The 18,956-nt window shown below is 68.4% G+C and carries 20 protein-coding genes and 1 tRNA gene; 9 read left to right on the forward strand and 12 right to left on the reverse strand.

Annotation, left to right across the window (positions count from 1 at the left end; translation table 11 throughout):
• Nucleotides 1-5: 5 nt before the first annotated feature.
• From HD557_RS13345 to HD557_RS13360, 4 genes are all read right to left on the reverse strand, one after another.
• Nucleotides 6-728: a hypothetical protein gene (locus HD557_RS13345; protein WP_196874211.1), complete on the reverse strand. Its 723-nt coding sequence runs from the start codon at nt 726-728 to the stop codon at nt 6-8.
• Nucleotides 729-1,142 (reverse strand): hypothetical protein, encoded by a 414-nt coding sequence (locus HD557_RS13350; RefSeq protein ID WP_196874212.1) that lies wholly within the window; start codon nt 1,140-1,142, stop codon nt 729-731.
• 302 nt (nt 1,143-1,444) lie between these two features.
• A complete protein-coding gene (locus tag HD557_RS13355) occupies nt 1,445-2,440 on the reverse strand; it encodes an ArsR/SmtB family transcription factor (RefSeq protein WP_008359491.1) in 996 nt (331 codons plus the stop codon).
• Nucleotides 2,440-2,964, reverse strand: a complete 525-nt coding sequence (locus HD557_RS13360) for a hypothetical protein (protein WP_196874213.1) — start codon at nt 2,962-2,964, stop codon at nt 2,440-2,442. Before HD557_RS13360 ends, HD557_RS13355 begins: the two co-directional genes overlap by 1 nt.
• Before the next feature lie 188 nt (nt 2,965-3,152).
• On the opposite strand from HD557_RS13360, the gene HD557_RS13365 reads away from it, so the two are divergent.
• A complete protein-coding gene (locus HD557_RS13365) occupies nt 3,153-5,213 on the forward strand; it encodes a HelD family protein (RefSeq protein ID WP_196874214.1) in 2,061 nt (686 codons plus the stop codon).
• Between the two features lie 16 nt (nt 5,214-5,229).
• Here the strand turns inward: HD557_RS13365 and HD557_RS13370 are convergent, their stop codons facing one another.
• Nucleotides 5,230-6,216, reverse strand: a complete 987-nt coding sequence (locus tag HD557_RS13370; RefSeq protein WP_196874215.1) for a hypothetical protein — start codon at nt 6,214-6,216, stop codon at nt 5,230-5,232.
• 751 nt (nt 6,217-6,967) lie between these two features.
• Here HD557_RS13370 and HD557_RS13375 point away from each other — a divergent pair.
• From HD557_RS13375 to HD557_RS28705, 4 genes are all read left to right on the forward strand, one after another.
• Entirely contained in the window at nt 6,968-7,267 is a 300-nt protein-coding gene (locus HD557_RS13375; RefSeq protein ID WP_196874216.1) for a hypothetical protein, read from the forward strand.
• Nucleotides 7,268-7,611: 344 nt separating this feature from the next.
• The gene (locus HD557_RS13380; protein ID WP_196874217.1) at nt 7,612-7,899 is read left to right on the forward strand and encodes an antibiotic biosynthesis monooxygenase; all 288 of its coding nucleotides are present in this window, start codon (nt 7,612-7,614) and stop codon (nt 7,897-7,899) included.
• A complete protein-coding gene (locus HD557_RS13385; protein WP_231381164.1) occupies nt 7,896-8,876 on the forward strand; it encodes an NADPH:quinone reductase in 981 nt (326 codons plus the stop codon). Before HD557_RS13380 ends, HD557_RS13385 begins: the two co-directional genes overlap by 4 nt.
• Nucleotides 8,873-9,397: a MarR family winged helix-turn-helix transcriptional regulator gene (locus HD557_RS28705; RefSeq protein WP_008359477.1), complete on the forward strand. Its 525-nt coding sequence runs from the start codon at nt 8,873-8,875 to the stop codon at nt 9,395-9,397. The genes HD557_RS13385 and HD557_RS28705 overlap by 4 nt, the downstream gene beginning before the upstream one ends.
• 1,119 nt (nt 9,398-10,516) lie before the next feature.
• Here the strand turns inward: HD557_RS28705 and HD557_RS13395 are convergent.
• Together HD557_RS13395 and HD557_RS13400 are read right to left on the reverse strand one after the other, a co-directional pair.
• A tRNA-Pro gene (locus tag HD557_RS13395) sits at nt 10,517-10,590 on the reverse strand.
• Nucleotides 10,591-10,667: 77 nt separating this feature from the next.
• A complete protein-coding gene (locus tag HD557_RS13400; RefSeq protein WP_307785620.1) occupies nt 10,668-11,387 on the reverse strand; it encodes a FadR/GntR family transcriptional regulator in 720 nt (239 codons plus the stop codon).
• A 123-nt stretch (nt 11,388-11,510) separates the two neighbouring features.
• Between HD557_RS13400 and HD557_RS13405 the strand changes: the two genes are divergently transcribed.
• The 3 genes from HD557_RS13405 (at nt 11,511) to HD557_RS13415 (ending at nt 14,086) form a co-directional block, all read left to right on the forward strand.
• Entirely contained in the window at nt 11,511-12,011 is a 501-nt protein-coding gene (locus tag HD557_RS13405; protein WP_196876406.1) for a gluconokinase, read from the forward strand.
• Nucleotides 12,008-13,396, forward strand: coding sequence for a GntP family permease (locus HD557_RS13410; protein ID WP_196874219.1), 1,389 nt, complete (start codon nt 12,008-12,010; stop codon nt 13,394-13,396). Before HD557_RS13405 ends, HD557_RS13410 begins: the two co-directional genes overlap by 4 nt.
• Before the next feature lie 81 nt (nt 13,397-13,477).
• A complete protein-coding gene (locus tag HD557_RS13415; protein ID WP_196874220.1) occupies nt 13,478-14,086 on the forward strand; it encodes a hypothetical protein in 609 nt (202 codons plus the stop codon).
• 42 nt (nt 14,087-14,128) lie between these two features.
• Here the strand turns inward: HD557_RS13415 and HD557_RS13420 are convergent, their stop codons facing one another.
• Both HD557_RS13420 and HD557_RS13425 read right to left on the reverse strand, forming a co-directional pair.
• Nucleotides 14,129-14,623 carry a VOC family protein gene (locus HD557_RS13420; RefSeq protein ID WP_008359468.1) on the reverse strand — a complete coding sequence of 165 codons (495 nt, stop codon included), beginning with the start codon at nt 14,621-14,623 and terminating at the stop codon, nt 14,129-14,131.
• A 25-nt stretch (nt 14,624-14,648) separates the two neighbouring features.
• Entirely contained in the window at nt 14,649-15,467 is an 819-nt protein-coding gene (locus tag HD557_RS13425) for a maleylpyruvate isomerase family mycothiol-dependent enzyme (RefSeq protein WP_196874221.1), read from the reverse strand.
• Between the two features lie 116 nt (nt 15,468-15,583).
• Between HD557_RS13425 and HD557_RS13430 the strand changes: the two genes are divergently transcribed.
• On the forward strand, nt 15,584-16,075 hold the full coding sequence (locus HD557_RS13430; protein ID WP_008359464.1) for a MarR family winged helix-turn-helix transcriptional regulator: 492 nt from the start codon (nt 15,584-15,586) through the stop codon (nt 16,073-16,075).
• A gap of 76 nt (nt 16,076-16,151) precedes the next feature.
• Here HD557_RS13430 and der read toward each other — a convergent pair whose 3' ends face one another.
• From der to cmk, 3 genes are read right to left on the reverse strand one after another with little or no spacing between them, the layout of a single operon-like run.
• Entirely contained in the window at nt 16,152-17,537 is a 1,386-nt protein-coding gene (gene der / locus HD557_RS13435) for a ribosome biogenesis GTPase Der (RefSeq protein WP_008359463.1), read from the reverse strand.
• The gene (locus HD557_RS13440) at nt 17,530-18,240 is read right to left on the reverse strand and encodes a lysophospholipid acyltransferase family protein (protein ID WP_196874222.1); all 711 of its coding nucleotides are present in this window, start codon (nt 18,238-18,240) and stop codon (nt 17,530-17,532) included. Before HD557_RS13440 ends, der begins: the two co-directional genes overlap by 8 nt.
• Entirely contained in the window at nt 18,237-18,956 is a 720-nt protein-coding gene (gene cmk, locus HD557_RS13445; RefSeq protein WP_196874223.1) for a (d)CMP kinase, read from the reverse strand. Before cmk ends, HD557_RS13440 begins: the two co-directional genes overlap by 4 nt.

The following is an 18,956-nucleotide window of genomic DNA, read 5'->3' on the forward strand; positions in this document are numbered from 1 at the left end:
ATCAGTTACGGCAGTCCCTCACCACGGAACCGGCGCAGGATCTGCAGATTCTTCAGGGACACCGGATCTGGCGTGGTCTCCCGACCCGTCCCGCCCGCCTTCGCCTCGAAGTCACGCCACGCGCTCACGGTCGCACGACCGGCCCAGCCGTCCACCACGAGCTTCTGCCCTTTCGGGAGATGCTTCACGTTCAGGGCGTTCTGGATCGTGGCGACGCCGTGGAACCGCTTCCGGTCGCCCTTCTTGACGCCCGCCGCGATCTGGAACTGTTCCTGCACCAGCGCCAGGTCGGACACCACGTCGGGGTTCCACATCCATGCCGGCTCGGAATTCAGCCATCGGGTGGTGTCGGTCCACTTCGCAGGGTTCTCCACCACGGACACGTGGACATGCTTGAAGTGACCGTTGCTGCCGGTGTACTTCCGGGGCGCGAACCCGAAGGTGCGGGAGTAGATCACGCCGTTGCTGATCACGTACCACACGCGCCGGTCGTGACGGGCGGCCTCGACGACCAGCAGACGCAGTTCGGCGGCCGGGTCGTTGTCGTCGATGTCGACATCGATCGCGCGCACCGCGCCCCCGTGAGCCCAGTCGGGGTTGTGGGACGACTTCCGTGCAGCGTGCGACGCGTCTCCGATCCAGCCATCACTGGACTTGTCCCGGTGCGAGAAGCGGGCATTCACCTCGTTTCGCAGAGCGACAAGCGCAGGCACCAGATAGAACCCCATTCAGAACCCCTCCTTGTCCTCTACCGCGACGAAGATGTCGTCGACGTATTCATCCGCCATCTCGTCCGGATCGCCCTCGTCCTCGGGCTCTGCGACCACGACAGGTGCTTCGGTCTTGCTCTCGCTCGTGTTCTCGGTCGTGTCATCGGCCATTGCTCTGACCTCGGCGAGATTCTTCGGCAGCTGGTAGCCCTCCGGGTCGGTCCCCGTCACGTTGCCTTGCGCCGTCAACCCGGTGTAGGTCCACAGCGCCGCAAGCCCCATCACAGCGACGTTGTACCAACCCGGAATACGGTCCACTCCGTCATAGATCCCGGCGAGTGCGATACCACCGACCGTGGTCAGCCCCGTGGTGATCCACTGGATCATCAGTGCGAACTCGCGGACCTTCGGATACTTGTTCAGTGGGTTCATCTGTCGACTTCCCTCTCGATATCAAACAGCGAAGAAGACCCAACAACGAGGGGCCGATAACGCTCGAGACCGAGAGGGGCGAGCATGGGAGGCGCAGAACATCATTGCTACCTCATTGAATTCGCATCAGGCCCGGCGAACCCTCGAATTCGATCGCGGAATACTCTTAGAGATTCCCGCGGTGCGAACCCGGAAGCATCCCCAAAGTTGCGTATCGGTTCAGCGACGACGGATGGATGCCTGGATGAATGGGCGCACGCATCAATACCCATTGCATTCGGCGGGACTTTCGTCCAGCGACTTCAGCCCTGCGCCTCGTCCCACTCGTCGGCCAAGCCGGCGGTGACCATCACGGAAGCGAGCGCGGTGCGCTGGTAGAGCACCCGCCGACCGCTCCGCCAGCAGGTGACCAGTCCGGTGCGCCGTAGCACCGACAGATGGGAGCTCACGGTCGCGGCCGAGAGTCCGATCTCCCGGGCCAGATCGGTCGTCGAGCGTGGGACCTGCAGACTCATCAGGATCTCGCTCCGGCTCCGCCCCAGCAGCTCGCCCAGCGCGTCCTCGCGGTTCACAGGCATGGGCCGGTCCGTCCACAGGGTGCCGATGCCACGCGCGCCGTACGTCAGGCTCGGCTCCCCGAGGAGACCGAGCTCGACCCACATCCGCGGCCAGACGAAGACGGACGGCACCAGGGTCAGGCCTCCGCCGTCGATGTCGCTGTCGGTGGCGCTGTTGATGCGGATCGCCTGATCGGTGAACTGCAGGGAGGGGTGCAGGTCCGAGAGCAGGGAGGCGATGCCGCCGCGGGCCAGCCGGTCCAGACGATAGGCCACGTCGGCATCGAGGACTCCGCGCAGTCTGGGCCAGTGGGGCTCGAGCACCTGGTGCCAGTAGCGCTCGAGCTCCACCGCAACCCGTTGAGGAGCGTCGGGATCCTCGAGGACGCGACGTACGGCCGGAGTGACCCCGACCCCCTGCCAGGCCCGCTGCAGCTCCCGCAGAAGGTGCTCGTGCGGCCAGTCGGCGACCAGCTGGAGCTGCTCCTCGATGGTGGTCTCCGTGCTGGTGGCGCCGACGAAGAGGAACTCGGCGACGTGTCCACCCGGTGGCACGATCCCCCGGAGCAGGTCGTTGTCGGCCCGCCGCAGGTCGCCACGCACCCGGTCGTACCAACCGCGGTGCAGCGGATGGATCGCGCCGGAATGGACCACGTACAAGCTCTTCACGGCCTCGGCCAACGGCGAGAACGCGAAGCGTGTCCGCGCGAGCACGGCGGAACTGAGCCGCAGCTGGATCATCAGTCGAGAGTCTGGCACACGTCCTCGAGGGTGCCGTCCACCTCCGCGAACTCTCGCTGCCCGTCAGCGTGCCGGAGGTAGTCGACATTGCCGGAGACCACGTAGACCCCCGGCGGGGTGAGTGCGTTCGGCACCCGGATCACCGCCAGCCCGTTGCCGTGGAATCGGAAGTGAACGCCGCCGTCCTCGCCGATCGTCGCGCGGAGGGTGCCGGAGGTGTCGCGGCGGATCGACTCACCGCTGTCGACGTTGGTGAAGCGGAACCCGAGCGAGCCCTGGGTGTCCACCACCCGCGGCGAGCCGTCGGGGAACGTCTCCACCACCCGAGTGATCTCGTGGTCGTACAGGACATCTGCCTGCAGCTCGAACGCGCAGCTCTCCCCCGCCGCGAGGTGGAACGGTGGCGTGAAGGTCTGCTCCCACCCGGAGCCGCCTCCCTGATCCGCGAACGCCGCCGGGACGATGGCGTTCACCGCCGCGATCGCCGCGCCGATTGGTACAAGCCGTCGCACGGTCTTACCCATGGTTGCTCCTGTGATGCTGAGGAAATCGGACGCGTCCCATCGTGGAGAGCGACCGCGACGACGGCGACGATTAGACCCAGACCGAAAGATCACCCGTCGGTGAGAGGCCACGGATCCGGGAAAAGTTCAACGTTGTCTTTACCGAGACCGCCGCTCATAGTTGACGTCCTCCAACGGAAGGCGGGTACGTGGGCGAGCAGGTCGACAGGGTCGGGCAGGTCGGCGAGGAGCAGCGGTCGGTCGACGCGATGCATGCGCTTCTCGCGGCCGAGGTGAGCGCGAAGTGCGCAGCACAGGAGCGAGCGACCGCTGCGTCCGTCGACGGACCTGGTGAGCGTTACGCCAGAGACCTGGAGGTCGCGCAGCTGACCGAGAGCATTCGACAGCTGCGGGCGGCGGAGAACGCGCTGTGTTTCGGGCGGATCGATCGGCCCGACGGCGAGTCCCTGCACATCGGCCGGATCGGGCTACGGTCCGAGGCCGGAGAGCCGCTGCTCATCGACTGGCGGGCCGAGGCGGCGCGGCCGTTCTACGCGGCGACGATGGCCTCACCGATGGGCCTGCGCAGGCGCCGCCACCTGCGCCTCGACAGGCGCCGGGTCGTCGACGTCAACGACGAGATCCTCGACGGTACGTCGCCGACGGCTGCCGACCTCGTGGGCGACAGCCCGCTCGTCGCCGCACTGAGCACAGCCCGGACCGGGCGGATGCACGAGGCCGCGGCGACCCTGCAGGCCGAGCAGGACGAGATCGTCCGGTCTCCCCATCGCGGCGTGATGGTCGTCGACGGCGGCCCGGGGACGGGCAAGACCATCGTCGCGCTGCATCGCGCGGCGTACGTGCTGTACGCGTTCCCCGCCATCGCCGGCCGAGGTGTCCTCGTCTTCGGGCCGAACCAGCGCTTCCTCACCTACATCTCCCAGGTGCTGCCCTCGCTCGGCGAGAACGACGTGAAGCTGGCCACGATGCCTGATCTGGTGGGTGTCGAGGCAGCCCGGGCCGAGCCGGACCACATCGCACGGATCAAGGGCCGCTCGGCGCTCGCCGACGGCCTCGCGAGCGTGGTGCGGCGTCATCAGCCCCACGGCGTACCGCTGGAGCTGAAGACCACCCACGACACGGTGCGGCTCGACCCGGCGGTCGTCGATGCCGCTCGCCGCCAGGCCCTGCAGGGCGACGCCGGGCACAACCGGGCGTGTGCTCTCTTCACCGAGTACGTCGTCGATGACCTCGTGGCCGAGCTGGAACGGCGCACCACGACGGAGATCTCCGACTTCGAAGAAGAGCTGGAGGCGCTGCTGGGCATCGATCTCGACCGGTTCGCGGGCGTCGACGGCACTGGATCCCACGACGATCTGGACATCGACTGGGACAGCATCCGCGAGGATCTCCTCGGAGACCCGGCCATCGAGCGCGCGATCGCACGGGTCTGGCCCCGACTCTCTGCGGAGGATCTCGTCCGCGAGCTCCTGAGCAGCCGCGACGTACTCGCAGCCATGCTTCCCGACGTCGCGGCCGAGGACCTCGCGCTCCTGGGCGTCGGCGCTCCCGACCAGTGGAGCAGCGCGGATCTGGCCCTCCTTGACGAGGCGCGCGCCTTGGTCGAGGGCGCCCCGAGGACGAGCTACGGACACATCGTCGTGGACGAGGCCCAGCAGCTCTCCGAGATGGAGTGGCGTGCGCTGATGCGCCGCTGCCCGAGCCGGTCGATGACCATCGTCGGAGACCTCGCCCAGGCGGGCCCCTCGACCACCCTCCACTCGTGGGACGACGCGTTGAGACCGTACGTCGAGGAGCGGTTCGCCCACCACCGGCTGTCGGTCAACTACCGCACCACGACCGAGATCCTGCTCGCCACCGGGCCGCTGCTGGCCGAGATCGCTCCCGATCAGCAGCTCTCCAGATCGATCCGGCACGGAGACCAGCCACGCGTCCTCGACGTGACGGAGGAGGCCCTCCCGTCAATGCTGAACGGCCTGATCGCCGAGGTGACTCGGGAGCACCCCGGTGAGCTGATCGGCGTCATCGCCACCACCGAGCGGGCACGCGCTCTGGAGGCCGAGGTCGAAAGTGCCGGCGCGACCATCGTCGCCGCACCCGACGCCCGCGGCCTGGAGTTCGACATCGTGATCATCGTCGACCCCGCAGGCATCCGAGCAACCGGAGACGCCGGTCCGCGCGACCTCTATGTCGCCCAGACCCGAGCGACAAAGCGTCTCCTGAGCCTGCAACCGTCGATGACGGGCTGAGCTGGAGACGTATCGCCTAGCGGCTCAGCTGCTTGATCAACTCCGCCGGCGTACCTTCGATCTTCTCACCGAGCGGGTCCTGTCCTCCGATCGACATCTCTAAGCGGCTGACGCCGACCCGCTCCGCGTCCTGCGCGACGGTGAGGAGGTCGGCCTGCCTCTTGACGGTCAGTACCAGCCACGTGTCGGCCCCACCGCCGATGTAGGTGACGCTCGCGATCGGCGAATCCTTCAGCCCTTCGAGCACCGCAACCTCGCCCTCGACTTCCTCGACGGTGCCCATCACCAGGAGGATTCCATCAGAAGGCACGTCGGTGACCGACACGAAAAGGTCGTTCGGGTTCACCAGCTTCGCCTGCGCCGCCAGCGCCGACCTGTTGACGTCGACCGTGTCGGCCAGAGGAACACTGAAGTGGAGTCCGATCTTGTTCGGCTTCTCATTGAAGCCGCCGACCTGCACTGACGCGCCATCATAGGCGCTCCAGTCCGGCAGGCTCTCGAGGTCCGTCACGACACTGCCGATCAGGCTCGCGTCGAGCTCATCCATCCCCACCAGGACGTGAAATCCTCCCGGCGCCTCGACCGAGAGGGTGCCGTAACGAGCCGCGTGGTCCCCCAGCGCCTTCAGCACGGTGATGGTGACTCCCATCGGGTCCTCGACACCCTTCAGCGACACCCAGAACGAGTCATCGCTCCGTGCCGAACCGAACGGCTTGATCTCCTCAGAGGTGTATTGATCGAGGCCCAGAGCTGCTAACTCCACGAACGCGGCAACGGCGTCGTTGGGCAGTGGCTGCTGCGCCACCTCAGAGCCCACGACCACGCCGTTGCTGATGAGGTCCCAGCCGTCCAGCCCGGTCGCAAAACCACCGTGGTCGTCCCACTCGGCGATCCGATCAGCGACCGGCTTCAGGTCGCTCTCCTTGACGTCGGAGAACACCACCCGCTGGTCATCGACATCGACCTCCTCGACTCCGGTCATCTTCAGGAGGTCTTTCTCCAAGGCTGCGTCCCCATCAAACGGCCCGCACCCCGACAGACCCAGCACCAGACCTGCGACCCCAACCCCGAGTATGAGCCTCATCCGTGTCCCCGATCCGAGTACGTTGTTGGATCACTTCTGATGTGTCCACGCAAACAGTGCCACGACACCGTCCCCGCGGGGTGCCACCGCGCTCCGCGACTTCGCCCTGCCCGACGTCGCCACCCTCGACCGCGTGGTCGAGGCCCTTGTCGAGCACCTAGATGACGAGACCTTAGCCGCCATTGGCGACGCATTTTCGACCCGGCGGGCTCCGAACGGGCCCACGCCCCAGCCGACCGGCAACGTCGTGAACATCGCGGACAGACGAAAAAACGCCCCTGACCTGCCTCAGATCAGGGGCGGTTCTGTCGGACTGACAGGATTTAAACCTCCGGCCCCTTGACCCCAGATCGCGTGTGTTCAAAAATTCGCCGCGCGACCACATCGAATGCGTACACAGCGTGATCCAACGATCTGCCACAACGTCGGCCACACATGGCGTTGGGCCCACGGTGGGCCCACAGACAAGCGAGCGCACAAAGGTTGTCGACGACGCGAGCTCTGCCGTCGCAACGGTTGTACTCGTTGCCCTGACGACCGCATGAAGTCGTCGGTAGCTGGAACGTCCTGGCTCGCTGAGGGATCTGGCAGAACCGCCGGCACCACGGAGCCACGCTTCGTGGACGCCATACGCATGCCGATCTGGGCCATCCGAGGATGGTGGCACCAAGTGGCGCACCGCAGACAGCTGGCCAGCCGGACCTTCTGCCTCTTCCTGGTCGTGGCGGGTGTCCTCATGATGCCGGTCTTGGTGCTCGTCCAGCTCTGGTTCGTGTACCGACCCGCCACCCGCGACTACATGAGCCCACAGCGCGACGCCATCCTCGGCTTCACCGTCAGCCGAGCCGGATGCCGCGGCGACGACCACGCCGTTCAGCACATCGGGGCCGGCCAAGGCCACGCCTTCGCCAATGGATCTCCGGTCCGATCTGCGAACACCTCGACCGGCACCAACTGCGGCTCACCATGACAGCCACCAACGACCAGGTCGCCGAGATCTACCAACGAGAGTTCCCCGGCCTGGTTGACCTCGGCCGCGGGTTCCCACGCGGCCGCCGGCTCTGCCGTGAACCGCAGGCACCAACCGCGAGCCCCGTCCAGGTGACCCACGACACGCCGGAAGCCCGTTAGAACACGCGTTCGCTCTCAGTGGATTGGGAAACATCCCCTCCGGTCGCACTCGTAGCAACCCAGTGGTGGGGGCACGGCCGCGGAAGCGCCACGCAGAGCGCCGATGGCGACCCCTTGCCATTGGTCAAGATTCATGACTATCTTCAACTCGTCAAGATTGTTGACTAATTTCGAGGAGGGGTCATGCCGGTGATGGAGGTGACGCGACTGCGGGTCGCGTCGGACAAGGCGGCCGCGCTGAGCGAGGCGCGGCCCGCGATGCTAGCGGCGTTCAGCGAGCGGCCCGGGTTCGTCCGTGCGGACCTGGTGCGGCTGTCGGAGGACGAGTGGCTCGACCTGATCGTGTGGGAGAGCTCAGCGGACTTCGCGGAGTCGCGGCGCCGTGGCGCGGACTCTCCGGCGGTGGCGACGTTCTTCGCCGCGATCGATGCCGTCATCGCGGGAGAGGAGGGGCAGCTGTGGGAGGCATGATGCGTGCCGCCTGGTACGAGCGTCAGGGACCGGCCAGGTCCGTGCTGCAGGTGGGCGAGCTGCCCGTGCCCGAGCCGGGGCCGGGTGAGGTCCGGGTGCGTGTGGTCGCGTCCGGGATCCATGTCGGCGACACCGGTAAGCGCCAGGGCCACTGGGGCTCCACGATGGCGTTTCCCCGCGTGGTCCCGCACGGTGACGGCGCGGGCGTCGTGGACGCCGTCGGACCGGGGGTCGACGAGGCCCGGGTAGGGGAGCGGGTGTGGGTCTTCCTCGCCCAGTCCTACCGGCCGGGTGGGACGGCGGCCGAGTACACGACAGTGCCGGTCGAGCACGCCGTGCCGTTGCCCGACGGCATCCCGTTCGAGCAGGCCGCAGGACTCGGCATCCCGGGCATCACCGGACATCGCGCGGTCTTCGCGGGCGGCCCCGTCGCGGGCCGGAACGTGCTGGTGACCGGCGCGGTGGGCGCCGTCGGGCGAGCCGCCGTCGCCTCGGCGCTACGCGGCGGGGCCACGGTCGTGGCCGCCGTCCGCTCGGAGCGCCAGCTCGAGCAGGCGCGCGCTCTGGGGGCGCAGCATGCCGTGCTCGCCGGGCCGGGGATGGCCGGCCGAATCGCCGAGGCGATCGGTCAGGAACGGCTCGACCTGGCGGCGGACGTCGCGTTCGACGCTCACGTCAGGGAGATCCATGAGGCGCTGCGGTACGGCGGCGAGATCGCCACCTACGCCTCGGTCGACGCCGAACCGCGCGTGCCGTTCTGGCCGCTCGGCTTCAAGAACGTCACCGTGCGCTTCCTCAGCAACGACGACTTCCCCGAGGAGGCGAACCAGCACGCCGCACGGGACCTCACCACGGCCCTCGCGGACGGCACGTTGCACTACCCGGTTCGGGCGCGCTACGCGCTGGACCGGATCGCCGAGGCGCACGAGGACGTCGAGCACGGATCGGGCTCGACACGCGTCATCCTGGAGCCATGAACCGACGACCGGACGCTGCCGCCTCCGACACCAGAGCCGCCACCCAGGCCGACCCTGCCGACCTGAAGGACGGGCCGCGGACCGACCTGCCGATGGCGACGACGCGGCTGCTGCTTCTGCTCCAAGGCGAGATGTTCCGTCGCATCGCCGAGGAGGGGTTCGCGGACGTCCGGCCACGCCAGGGCGCCGTGCTGGCCTATCTCACACCCGAGGGGCGGCGTCTGTCCGAGTACGCCGAACTGTCCGGTCAGCCCAAGCAGATCATCGGCACCATCGCCGACGAGCTGGAGGAGGCGGGTTACGTCACGCGCCGGCCGGACCCCTCCGACGGCCGGGCCAAGCTGCTGGCCCCCACCGAACGGGGGCTCGCCGAGCTGGAGGCCTCGCGCAACATCATCGCCGACCTGGAGGCGCGGGTGGCCGACGAGCTGGGTGAAGACGGCCTGGCGACGCTCATGGACCACCTGGTCCGTGCGGCACGGGCGGTTCGGGCTGCGCGGGGGGATAGTGCGCAGGAATAGTCGTTGTGGGGAGTGTTCTTGTCGTCTGCATGCGACGAAACCGCGCGCTCTCGCAGAGACAGAACAGGGACTCGCGCGGACCCTTGGCCATCACCTATCCGAGAATTCGCCGAAGCAGGCCAAGACCATCCCCCGAGGCGGAGCGCGCCAGGGCTGCCCGCGCAGGGGCTACCACGGTCGAGACCAACACCTCGCACGTATCGTTGGGCCCGCGGGAGTGGCCGCGAGTTGCAGGGTGACCGTGCTCATTGGTGATGGTGTAGAGACAACTACGCTGCCCAGCCGACAACTTGAGGGACTTCCTACACGACGGGACCAGCTGGGACCTGAGCGAACGCTTGACAAGTTCAGTGAAGCCGGCGAGTCCGCACGGTCGCTCACGATCGTCACGTTGTCTGCGTGCGCGAGCTGCACGTCCAGCAGCGCAACGCCAGCCTCGGAGTCCTCCTGCTTCGCGACATGGGCCCGAAGCCTGGTGAGGTCCTGCCGAAACGCCCCGAACGTTCCTGGCTTCTCGAACCCCGTGAGCGGGTACGTCCGAGAGTCATTGAGATAGCGGGTCAGCGTGATCGTCGCGTCAGGGGCCAGTGTGAAGTTCGGTGAGAGCACATCGCGGTCCGGCGGTTCGATGCTGAACGTGATCTCCGCGACAGGAATCTCGGACTCGGCGACTCGCCCGGTCTGGAGATCGTTGAGAAGTGACCTCGGGTAGTCGGCTAGGTAATCGATCTTCGGCACGTTCTTCGGGCATCTCTGGCCGCGCGGTTATGCGCTCATACAACCGAAGGCCACCTCGAGGCCGGAGGTCATCAGTCGTGGGCGACACGGCTACGGTTCTCGCCACCACGGCAGTACGCATCAGTGAGTGCGCTGGCACGGTGGGGGACGTGGTCTACGACGACGGGCTGATCTGGGTGAAGCGCCAGACCTACGCTGGGCGCGGCGGCCTGATAACTACCTACACCCAGATCACCAGGCTTTGGTCGCCGTTGGAGACGCGTTTTCGACCTGGTGGGCCCAGAACGGGCCCACACCCCAGCCGACCGGCAACGTCGTGAACCTCGCGGACAGACGCAAAAAACGCCCCTGACCTGCCTAAGCAGATCAGGGGCGGTTCTGTCGGGCTGACAGGATTTGAACCTGCGGCCCCTTGACCCCCAGTCAAGTGCGCTACCAAGCTGCGCCACAGCCCGAAACTGCGAGTGGATTTCTCCGCTCGAAGCGATCCGAACATTACCGCACCGCGCCGCATGGCCTCCAATCGGTACCCCTACGGCGGGTCGTCGGCGGCGGCGAGGGCCTCGGCGGCCTCGTCGATGATGGCGCGCATGGCCTCCTCGGCTCCGGCGGGGTCGCCGTTGCGGATGGAGATGGCCACCTTCTCGTGCAGCTCGATGGCGGTCGGGTTCGGCGTGGCGGGCATCAGGTGGTGGTGCGTACGTCCGGCCAGGAGCTCGGCGACGAGGTCTCCGAAGGCGGCGAGCATCTCGTTGCCACAGGCGTTGAGGAGGACGCGATGGAAGGCGGTGTCGGCCTCGAGGTAGGCCTCGAGGTCGCCGGAGGCGGCGTGGACGACCATGTCGGCCACCGACCGGGCGAGGGCACCGTGGTGCTCCGGCTCGGCGCGCTCGGCGGCGAGGCGGGCGGCGATCGGCTCGAAGCCGCGGCGCAGCTCGGAGAGGGAGAGCAGCTGCTCGCGCCGGCCCTCGCCGTCGAGGCGCCAACGGATGACGAGCGGGTCGAAGACGTTCCACTCCTGTCGCGGGAGAACGGTGATGCCGACGCGGCGCCGGGTCGCGACCATGCCCATCGCCTGCAGCACCCGGATGGCCTCGCGGGCGACCGGCCGCGAGACGTCGTACGTCGCCTGGATCCCTTCCAGCGTGAGAACGGCCCCCGTCGGCAGCTCGCCGGAGACGATCTGGCGCCCGAGCGCGTCCCGGACGCTCTGGTGCAGTCGGTGCGCGGACTCACCGCTCGATGTCGTCACGGCGGCATCGTCGCACATCCTCAGCACCCTGCAATCAGAATCCTTAACATCACCCCGCCTTGCCAAACGGATGCCTTTTGATGCACCCTGTGACGCGTGACACAGAACCCTCTCCTCGTCGTCATGGGAGTCTCCGGCTCCGGCAAGTCGACCGTCGGTGCGGCCATCGCCCAGCGCCTCCAGGTCCCCTTCGCCGACGCCGACGACTTCCACCCGCCGGAGAACATCGCGAAGATGGCCTCGGGCCGTCCGCTGGACGACCGCGACCGGCAGCCCTGGCTGGAGACGCTCGGCAGCTGGCTCGCCGAGCACGAGCACACCGGTGCGGTGCTGAGCTGTTCGGCGCTCAAGCGCAGCTACCGCGACCTGCTCCACAGTCGCGCCCGCGGCCTCCGGCTCCTCCACCTCAGCGGCACCCCGGAGGTGGTCGAGGCGCGCCTCGCCGCCCGCGCGGGGCACTTCATGCCGCCGTCGCTGCTGCGCTCGCAGTTCGCGACCCTCGAGCCCCTCGCTCCCGACGAGCAGGGCATGACCATCGACATCGACCAGGACATCGATGCGATCGTCGACCGCTATCTCACCACGGTGACCCCCACCTCGAACCTCACCAAGGAGTCCGCATGAACATCCTCGCTGCCGCGACCGAGCCGGTCGCACCGGTCGCCTCGGGAGGCGTACTCCTCGCCGCCGCGCTCGCGGCGATCGCGCTGATCGTCGTCCTGATCACCTACGTGAAGTTGCACCCGTTCCTCGCCCTGCTCCTCGGCGGCGTCGCGGTTGGCGTGCTGTCGGGACGCAACGTGATGGACGTGATCACCTCGTTCGGCGAGGGGTTCGGCGCGACCGCCACCAGCGTCGGCCTGCTGATCGCGCTCGGCGCGATGTTCGCCAAGCTCCTCTCCGACTCCGGCGGCGCGGACCAGATCGTCGACACGATCGTCGGCAGGTCCTCGGTCCGTACGCTGCCCTGGGCGATGGCGCTCGTCGGCGCGATCATCGGCCTGCCGATGTTCTTCGAGATCGGCCTGGTGCTGCTGATGCCGGTCATCTACCTGGTCGCCCGCCGCGCGCAGGTCTCGCTCATCACGGTCGGCATCCCGACCCTCGCCGGTCTCTCGGCCATGCACGGCCTGGTGCCGCCGCACCCGGGTCCGCTGGCCGCGATCGGCGCGCTCCAGGCCGACCTGGGCACGACGCTCGCGCTCGGCGTACTCGTCTCCATCCCGGTCATCATCGTCAGCGGGCCGCTGTTCGGCCGGCTCGCCGGCCGCTGGGTCGTGGTCGACGCGCCGCACACCTTCGACGCCGCTCCGGTCGCCGACGGCTCCGGCGACAGCCGCCGCCCCTCGTTCGGCATCACCCTGTTCAGCGTCCTGCTCCCGCTGGTCCTGATGCTCGCCAAGGCGATCGTCGACATCGTCATCAACGACCCCGAGAACCAGGTCCAGCAGGTCTTCGACGTGATCGGCTACCCGCTCGTCGCACTGACCATCGCGGTCGTCGTCGCCATGTTCACCCTCGGCCGCGGCGCCGGGATGGACCGCCGCCAGATCGCCAAGACCGTCGAGCAGTCGCTCCCGCCGATCGCGGGGATCGTGCTCATCGTCGCCGCCGGCGGTGGCTTCAAGCAGTCGCTGATCGACACCGGCATCGGCACCCAGCTCGCCGAGTGGGCGCAGGGCTCGGGCGTCTCCGCCATCGTCCTCGCCTGGGTGCTCGCGGTGCTCATCCGCCTCGCCACCGGCTCCGCGACCGTCGCCACCATCACCGCCTCCTCGCTGGTCGTCGACCTGGTCGCCAACATGCCCGCCGCCGAGGTCTCGCTCGTCGTGCTCGCCGTCGGCGCCGGCTCGGTGTTCTTCTCGCACGTCAACGACGCCGGGTTCTGGCTGGTCAAGGAGTACTTCGGCCTCGACGTCGTGCAGACGATCAAGTCCTGGTCGCTGATGGAGACGGTGCTCTCCGTGTCCGGCCTGGTGTTCGTGCTCGCGCTGAGCCTCGTCGTCTGAGCCAGGCCCTCGCGAAACTGTCGGTGCTGTCCGACACAATCACTCCTGACACATGGATCACACCCACCACAGGAGCTCACCGTGTCGGATACACCTTCCCCATCCAACACAGCCCCGACCAGCACCGACGCAATCACCGAAGAGACCAGCAGCCCAGCACCCTCCGGCAAGCTCGACCCGATCTCCCGCAAGGGCACCCCGGCCCATCGGACGAGGTCGAAGCGGGAGGGCGCCGGGCGGCGCCAGGGGATGCCGGTGCAGGCGATCAGCCTCTCCGTGCCGGCATCCCTGGCAGCCCAGTGGAAGACCTACAGCCAGGAGGTGCCGCGCTCGCTCGTCGACGTGATGCTCGACGCCGTCGCGGCCACCCGCCCCCGGCTCCCGGTCCTCCTGCGGGCCCACCAGGCGGCGCTGCGCGAGAAGACGAGGCCCGTCTCCGACGGCACCTTCCTGCGCACCGTCCCGCAGCCGAAACGGCTCGAGGACCCGTACGTCACGATGCCCCTGCGCCTGCTCGCGACGAACGTCGACGTGCTCGATGCCATGGTCCAGGAGATGGCCGCGGAGTCCCGCTCGCAGCTGGTCGTGGTGGCGCTGACGGCGTGGCTCGCCGACCGGCGGGCCGAGGAGCAGGTCTACGAGGAGCAGCTCGAGCTCGAGGTGCCCGAGGACCCGTTCGACCGTCCCTGAGCGCATCCGGGACGGTCGCCCCCGTCCCGGATGCGTCCGGTCTCAGAGCACCTTGGTGCCGTACATCTCCCCCAGCGGGTCGGCGAGGAGCTCGAGCCGCTCGCCGTCGGGCCCCTTGAAGTAGATCGACGACTTGGACTCGACCATGTAGTCGATGCCGGCGTCGTCGAGCTTGGCGCGCAGGTAGTCCCACTTCTCGTGGGTCACCGAGATCGCGATGTGGTGCAGCCCGCCGAGAACCTCGGCGTACTCCCCCAGGTCGAGCCCGGGGAGGGTGAAGAAGGCCAGCAGGTTGCCCGCCCCGACGTCGAAGAAGAAGTGGTCGGAGCCGGCGTAGTCGCGGTTCTCGAAGATCTCGGTCAGCGGGAACTCGAGGAGCCCCTGGTAGAAGTCGATCGACCTGCGTACGTCCGAGGAGAGCAGCGCGGTGTGGTGGATCCCCCGGGCCGTGCTGGCCGGCCGGGTGCCCTCCTCGCGGAGGTACTCCTTCTTGATCCGCTCACGGTCCTTCGTGATGAAGTCCATGTCGATGCTCATCGTGCTCTCCTCATGCCATGACTTTTCAGATCCTGAAGAAGCTGCCCAGGAACTCTGCGGCGACCGCGGGGTCGCCCTTGACGGTGCCGGCGTTGGTCCGGCCGTACGCGGTCAGCACGAAGCTGGCCGGGTCGAATTCGATGATCGTCTCCACGCCGTCGAGCGATCCGGGCTCCTGCTGGAGGCCGTCGGCGCCGAGCGTCATCCGGGTGCCACCGGCGTGCGCGCCGGAGGTGATGCTGATGCCGACCTCGAGCGGCTCCGCCGCGGGCGTACGCGCCACGGTGTTGGCCCACAAGATGTTGCACAGCGGCACCAGCATGTCGGCGGAGTCCGCCGCCAGCGCGTGCGGACGGCCGAGGCCCTCGCGGATGTCCCAGCTGTGCAGCGTGTAGTCGACGAGCGCGAAGACCGGGTAGAACGCCGCCGGGAGCGGGCCCATGTACTTGTGCGGGACCGTCAGGCCCATCCAGTCGTCGGTGCTGAGACCCTCGAAGATCGCCAGCTCGTCGGCGAGCGCCGTCTGACAGCGCTCGACCAGCTCGGCGCGCGAGACGCCCTCGAACTGGCGGGCGCCCTTGTCGACGTGCGTCGCCATCTCGGTGAGCGGCACCAGCTCCGGCGCCTCCCCCTTGCCTTCGGCGGCGTCGAAGCTGCGGAAGTAGGTCTCGGTGGTGTCGACCAGGTGGCCGACGACGTTCGCGGCGGTCCACGCGCCCGAGGCGGTCGGACCGTTCCAGGCCTCGTCGGCGGCGACGAGGGCGAACATGCCGTCCGCCTCGCGGCGGATGAGGTCCAGCAGGGTCTCCTTGCTGGATGCGTCCATGAAGTTCCACATGCTCATCAGTGGGAATCCTCTCTGGCCGCGCCTCTGCGACCAGTCTAGTTTCTGCGTCAACAGTTGCCGGGAGCGGGCGGTGATGCTGAAAGCACCAGTTCCGACTCGGTAAGGTGTACCTCATGGACGAGGTCAAGTGGCTCAGTAACGACGAACAGGTCGCCTGGCGTGCCTGGCTTGCCGTCAACGCACAGCTCACCGCGCGGATGAACCGCGACCTCCAGGCCAAGAACGGCCTCTCCCTCGCCGACTACGACGTCCTGGTCAACCTGACCGACGTCCCCGACCGCTCGCTGCGGATGTACGAGCTCGGCGACAAGCTCCAGTGGGAGAAGAGCCGGCTCTCGCGTCAGGTGATGCGGATGGCCGCCCGCGGGCTCGTCGAGCGTCGCGAGTGCCTCGACGACCGGCGCGGAGCCTACGTCGACCTCACCCCGGCCGGGCTCGAGGCCATCGAGGCCGCTGCCCCTGAGCACGTGAAGCTGATCCGGCAGGTCATGTTCGACGCCTTCACTCCCGAGGAGGTCGCCGCCCTGACCAAGCTCTACGAGGGCGTGCTGGAGCGCCTCGAGGCCAAGCCCGCCCGGGCCACCGCGGACGACTCCGCCGCCTGACCAGCCCACGACATGCGGCAGGCCCGCAGGTCACCACCGGTGACATGCGGGCCTGTTGCGTCGGGTCCTGCGCCTGCTAGCGCTTGCGCTTCTCCCGGACCCGCTGCTGGAGCACGATCGGGGTGCCGACGAAGCCGAACTCCTCGCGCAGCCGACGCTCGATGAAGCGCTCGTAGGAGGCGTCGAGCTTGCCGCTGGTGAACAGGATGAAGGTCGGCGGCGCGGTCGAGGGCTGGGTGCCGAAGAGGATCTTCGGCTGCTTGCCGGAGCGGACCGGGTGCGGGTGCTCGGCGACGAGGCGGCCGAGGAAGGAGTTGAGCGCGCCCGTGCCGATGCGCGTCTCCCAGCCCTCGAGAGCCTTGTCGAGAGCCGGGACCAGGCGGTCGACGTGCCAGCCGGTGCGGGCCGTGATGTTGATCCGCGGCGCCCACTGCACCTGGACGAGCTCCCGCTCGATCTCGCGGTCGAGCTGCCAGCGACGGTCCTCGTCGACGAGGTCCCACTTGTTGAAGGCGATCACGAGCGCGCGACCGGCCTCGCGGACCGTCTGCAGGATCCGGATGTCCTGCTCGGAGATCTTCTCGCCGCCATCGATGACCAGCACGGCCACCTCGGCGCGGTCGATCGCGGTGGTGGTGCGCAGGGACGCGTAGTACTCGTGCCCGCTCGACTCCTTGACCCGCTTCCTGATGCCCGCGGTGTCGATGAAGCGCCACTCGCGGCCGCCGAGCTCGATCAGCTCGTCGACCGGGTCGACGGTGGTGCCGGCGACGTTGTCGACGACGGCCCGCTCCTCCTTGGCCAGCTTGTTGAGCAGCGAGGACTTGCCGACGTTGGGCTTGCCGACGAGCGCGATCCGACGCGGGCCACCGATCTCTGTGCCCTCGGGGAGCGGCGGCGGGTCGGGGAGCACCGCGAGGATCGCGTCGAGCATGTCGCCCGAGCCACGGCCGTGGAGCGCAGAGACCGGCCAGGGCTCACCGAGCCCGAGGTTCCACAGAGCGGAGGCCTCCGCCTCGGTGCGCATGTCGTCGACCTTGTTGGCAACCAGGACGACCGGCTTGCCGGACTTGCGCAGGATGCGTACGACCGCCTCGTCGGCGTCGGTGATGCCGACGGTCGCGTCGACCACGAAGAGGACGGCGTCGGCCAGGGAGACCGCGATCTCGGCCTGGGCGGCGATCCGCTCGGCCAGCCCCTGGGCGTCGGGGTCCCAGCCGCCGGTGTCGACCAGCGTGAACGCCTTGCCGTTCCAGTCGGCGTCGTAGGAGACCCGGTCGCGGGTCACGCCGGGTACGTCCTGGACGACCGCCTCGCGGCGGCCGATGATCCGGTTGACCAGGGTCGACTTCCCGACGTTGGGGCGGCCGACGACGGCCACGACGGGCTGTGGCCCGGCCGGGGTCTCGTCAGTCTCGTGCAGGTCTCGTACGTCCTCGTACGAAACGTCGGGGTCAGTCATTGTTCTCCTCGCTAGGTAGCGGACCGGGCAGCTCGCGACCGGTCAACGCCAGGGCATGGTCCTGTTGGACCTGCATGTGCTTCTGGAGCAAACCCGAGACATGCCCGACTTGTTCCCTGGTACGCGGCCAGCCTACGCGCTCGACGTGGAAAGGCTCGCCATAGACGATGTCGATCCGGGCACCTTTGTGCGGCAGCGACGAGACCCCGCCGCCCGGGTCGCGGCTGCCGAGCATGGTCACGGGCACCACCGGAGCGCCCGAGGCGAGGGCGAAATAGGCGGCGCCGCGGTTGAAGCGGACCAGGTCGCCGGCACCCCGGGTGCCCTCCGGGTAGATACCCATCGCGTTGCCCTCGCGCAGCACCTTCAGCGCCGTCTTCACCGCGGCCGGGTCGCTGCCGAACCGGTAGAGCGGGATCTGGCCCGCCCAGCGCAGGAACGGGCCGAGGAACCAGTGCTCGAACATCTCCAGCTTGGTCAGCGCGTGCACCGGACGCGGGGTGAAGATCGCCAGCAGCGGACCGTCGATGATGCCGATGTGGTTGGAGGCGAAGACGACCGCCCCCGTCGCCGGGATGTTCTCCGTCTCGTGCAGCCGGACGTCGTAACGGCGGCGGATCAGCCGCCGGGCGTGGACGTTGAGGTGATAGAGCGGCCAGCGGGTGGGGTGCTCGACACCATCCGTGTGTGGAAGGTCTCTCACTCCCCCGCCTTCTCGGCTGTTGCACGCACCGCGGTCTCGACGAGCTCGACCACCGATTCGATGACCTCGTCCAGCGTGTAAGGCGTCGTGTCGACGTGGATCGCCCCCTCCGGCACCGCCGCACCGCCCTTGGTGGAGTCGATCTTGTCCCGGTTCTCCAGAGAGGCGCGGACGGCTTCGGCGTCGCTGCCACCCTCCTCGGCGGCGCGGCGCGCAGCTCGGGCGGCCGGGTCGGCGGTGACGTACAGCTTCAGCTCGGCGGCGGGCCACACGGCAGTGCCGATGTCACGGCCCTCGACCACGATGCCGGAGCCAGCGGCCAGCGCCTGCTCGATCTCCTGCTGCTGGAGGGCGATCAGGCGGGCGCGGACCTCGCGGACGGTGGCGACCGGGGAGACGGCGGCGTTGACCCGGTCGCTGCGGATCTCGACCGAGACGTCGGCCCCGTCGAGGGCGATCGTGGGGCCGAGCGGGTCGGTTCCGGAGGTGATCACGGGCTTGCCGGCCGCGGCGGCGACGGCGTCGGCGTCGTGCACGTCGATGTCGTTGCTGAGCATCCACCAGGTCATCGCCCGGTACATCGCGCCGGTGTCGAGGTAGCGCATCCCGAGGCGATCGGCGACCCCACGCGAGGTGCTCGACTTACCGGAGCCGGAGGTGCCGTCGACGGCGATGACGATGCGGGCGGGGTCAGTGGTGGGATTGCTGCTGCTCAC

This window comes from Nocardioides luteus, from assembly GCF_015752315.1.
Lineage (GTDB): Bacteria > Actinomycetota > Actinomycetes > Propionibacteriales > Nocardioidaceae > Nocardioides.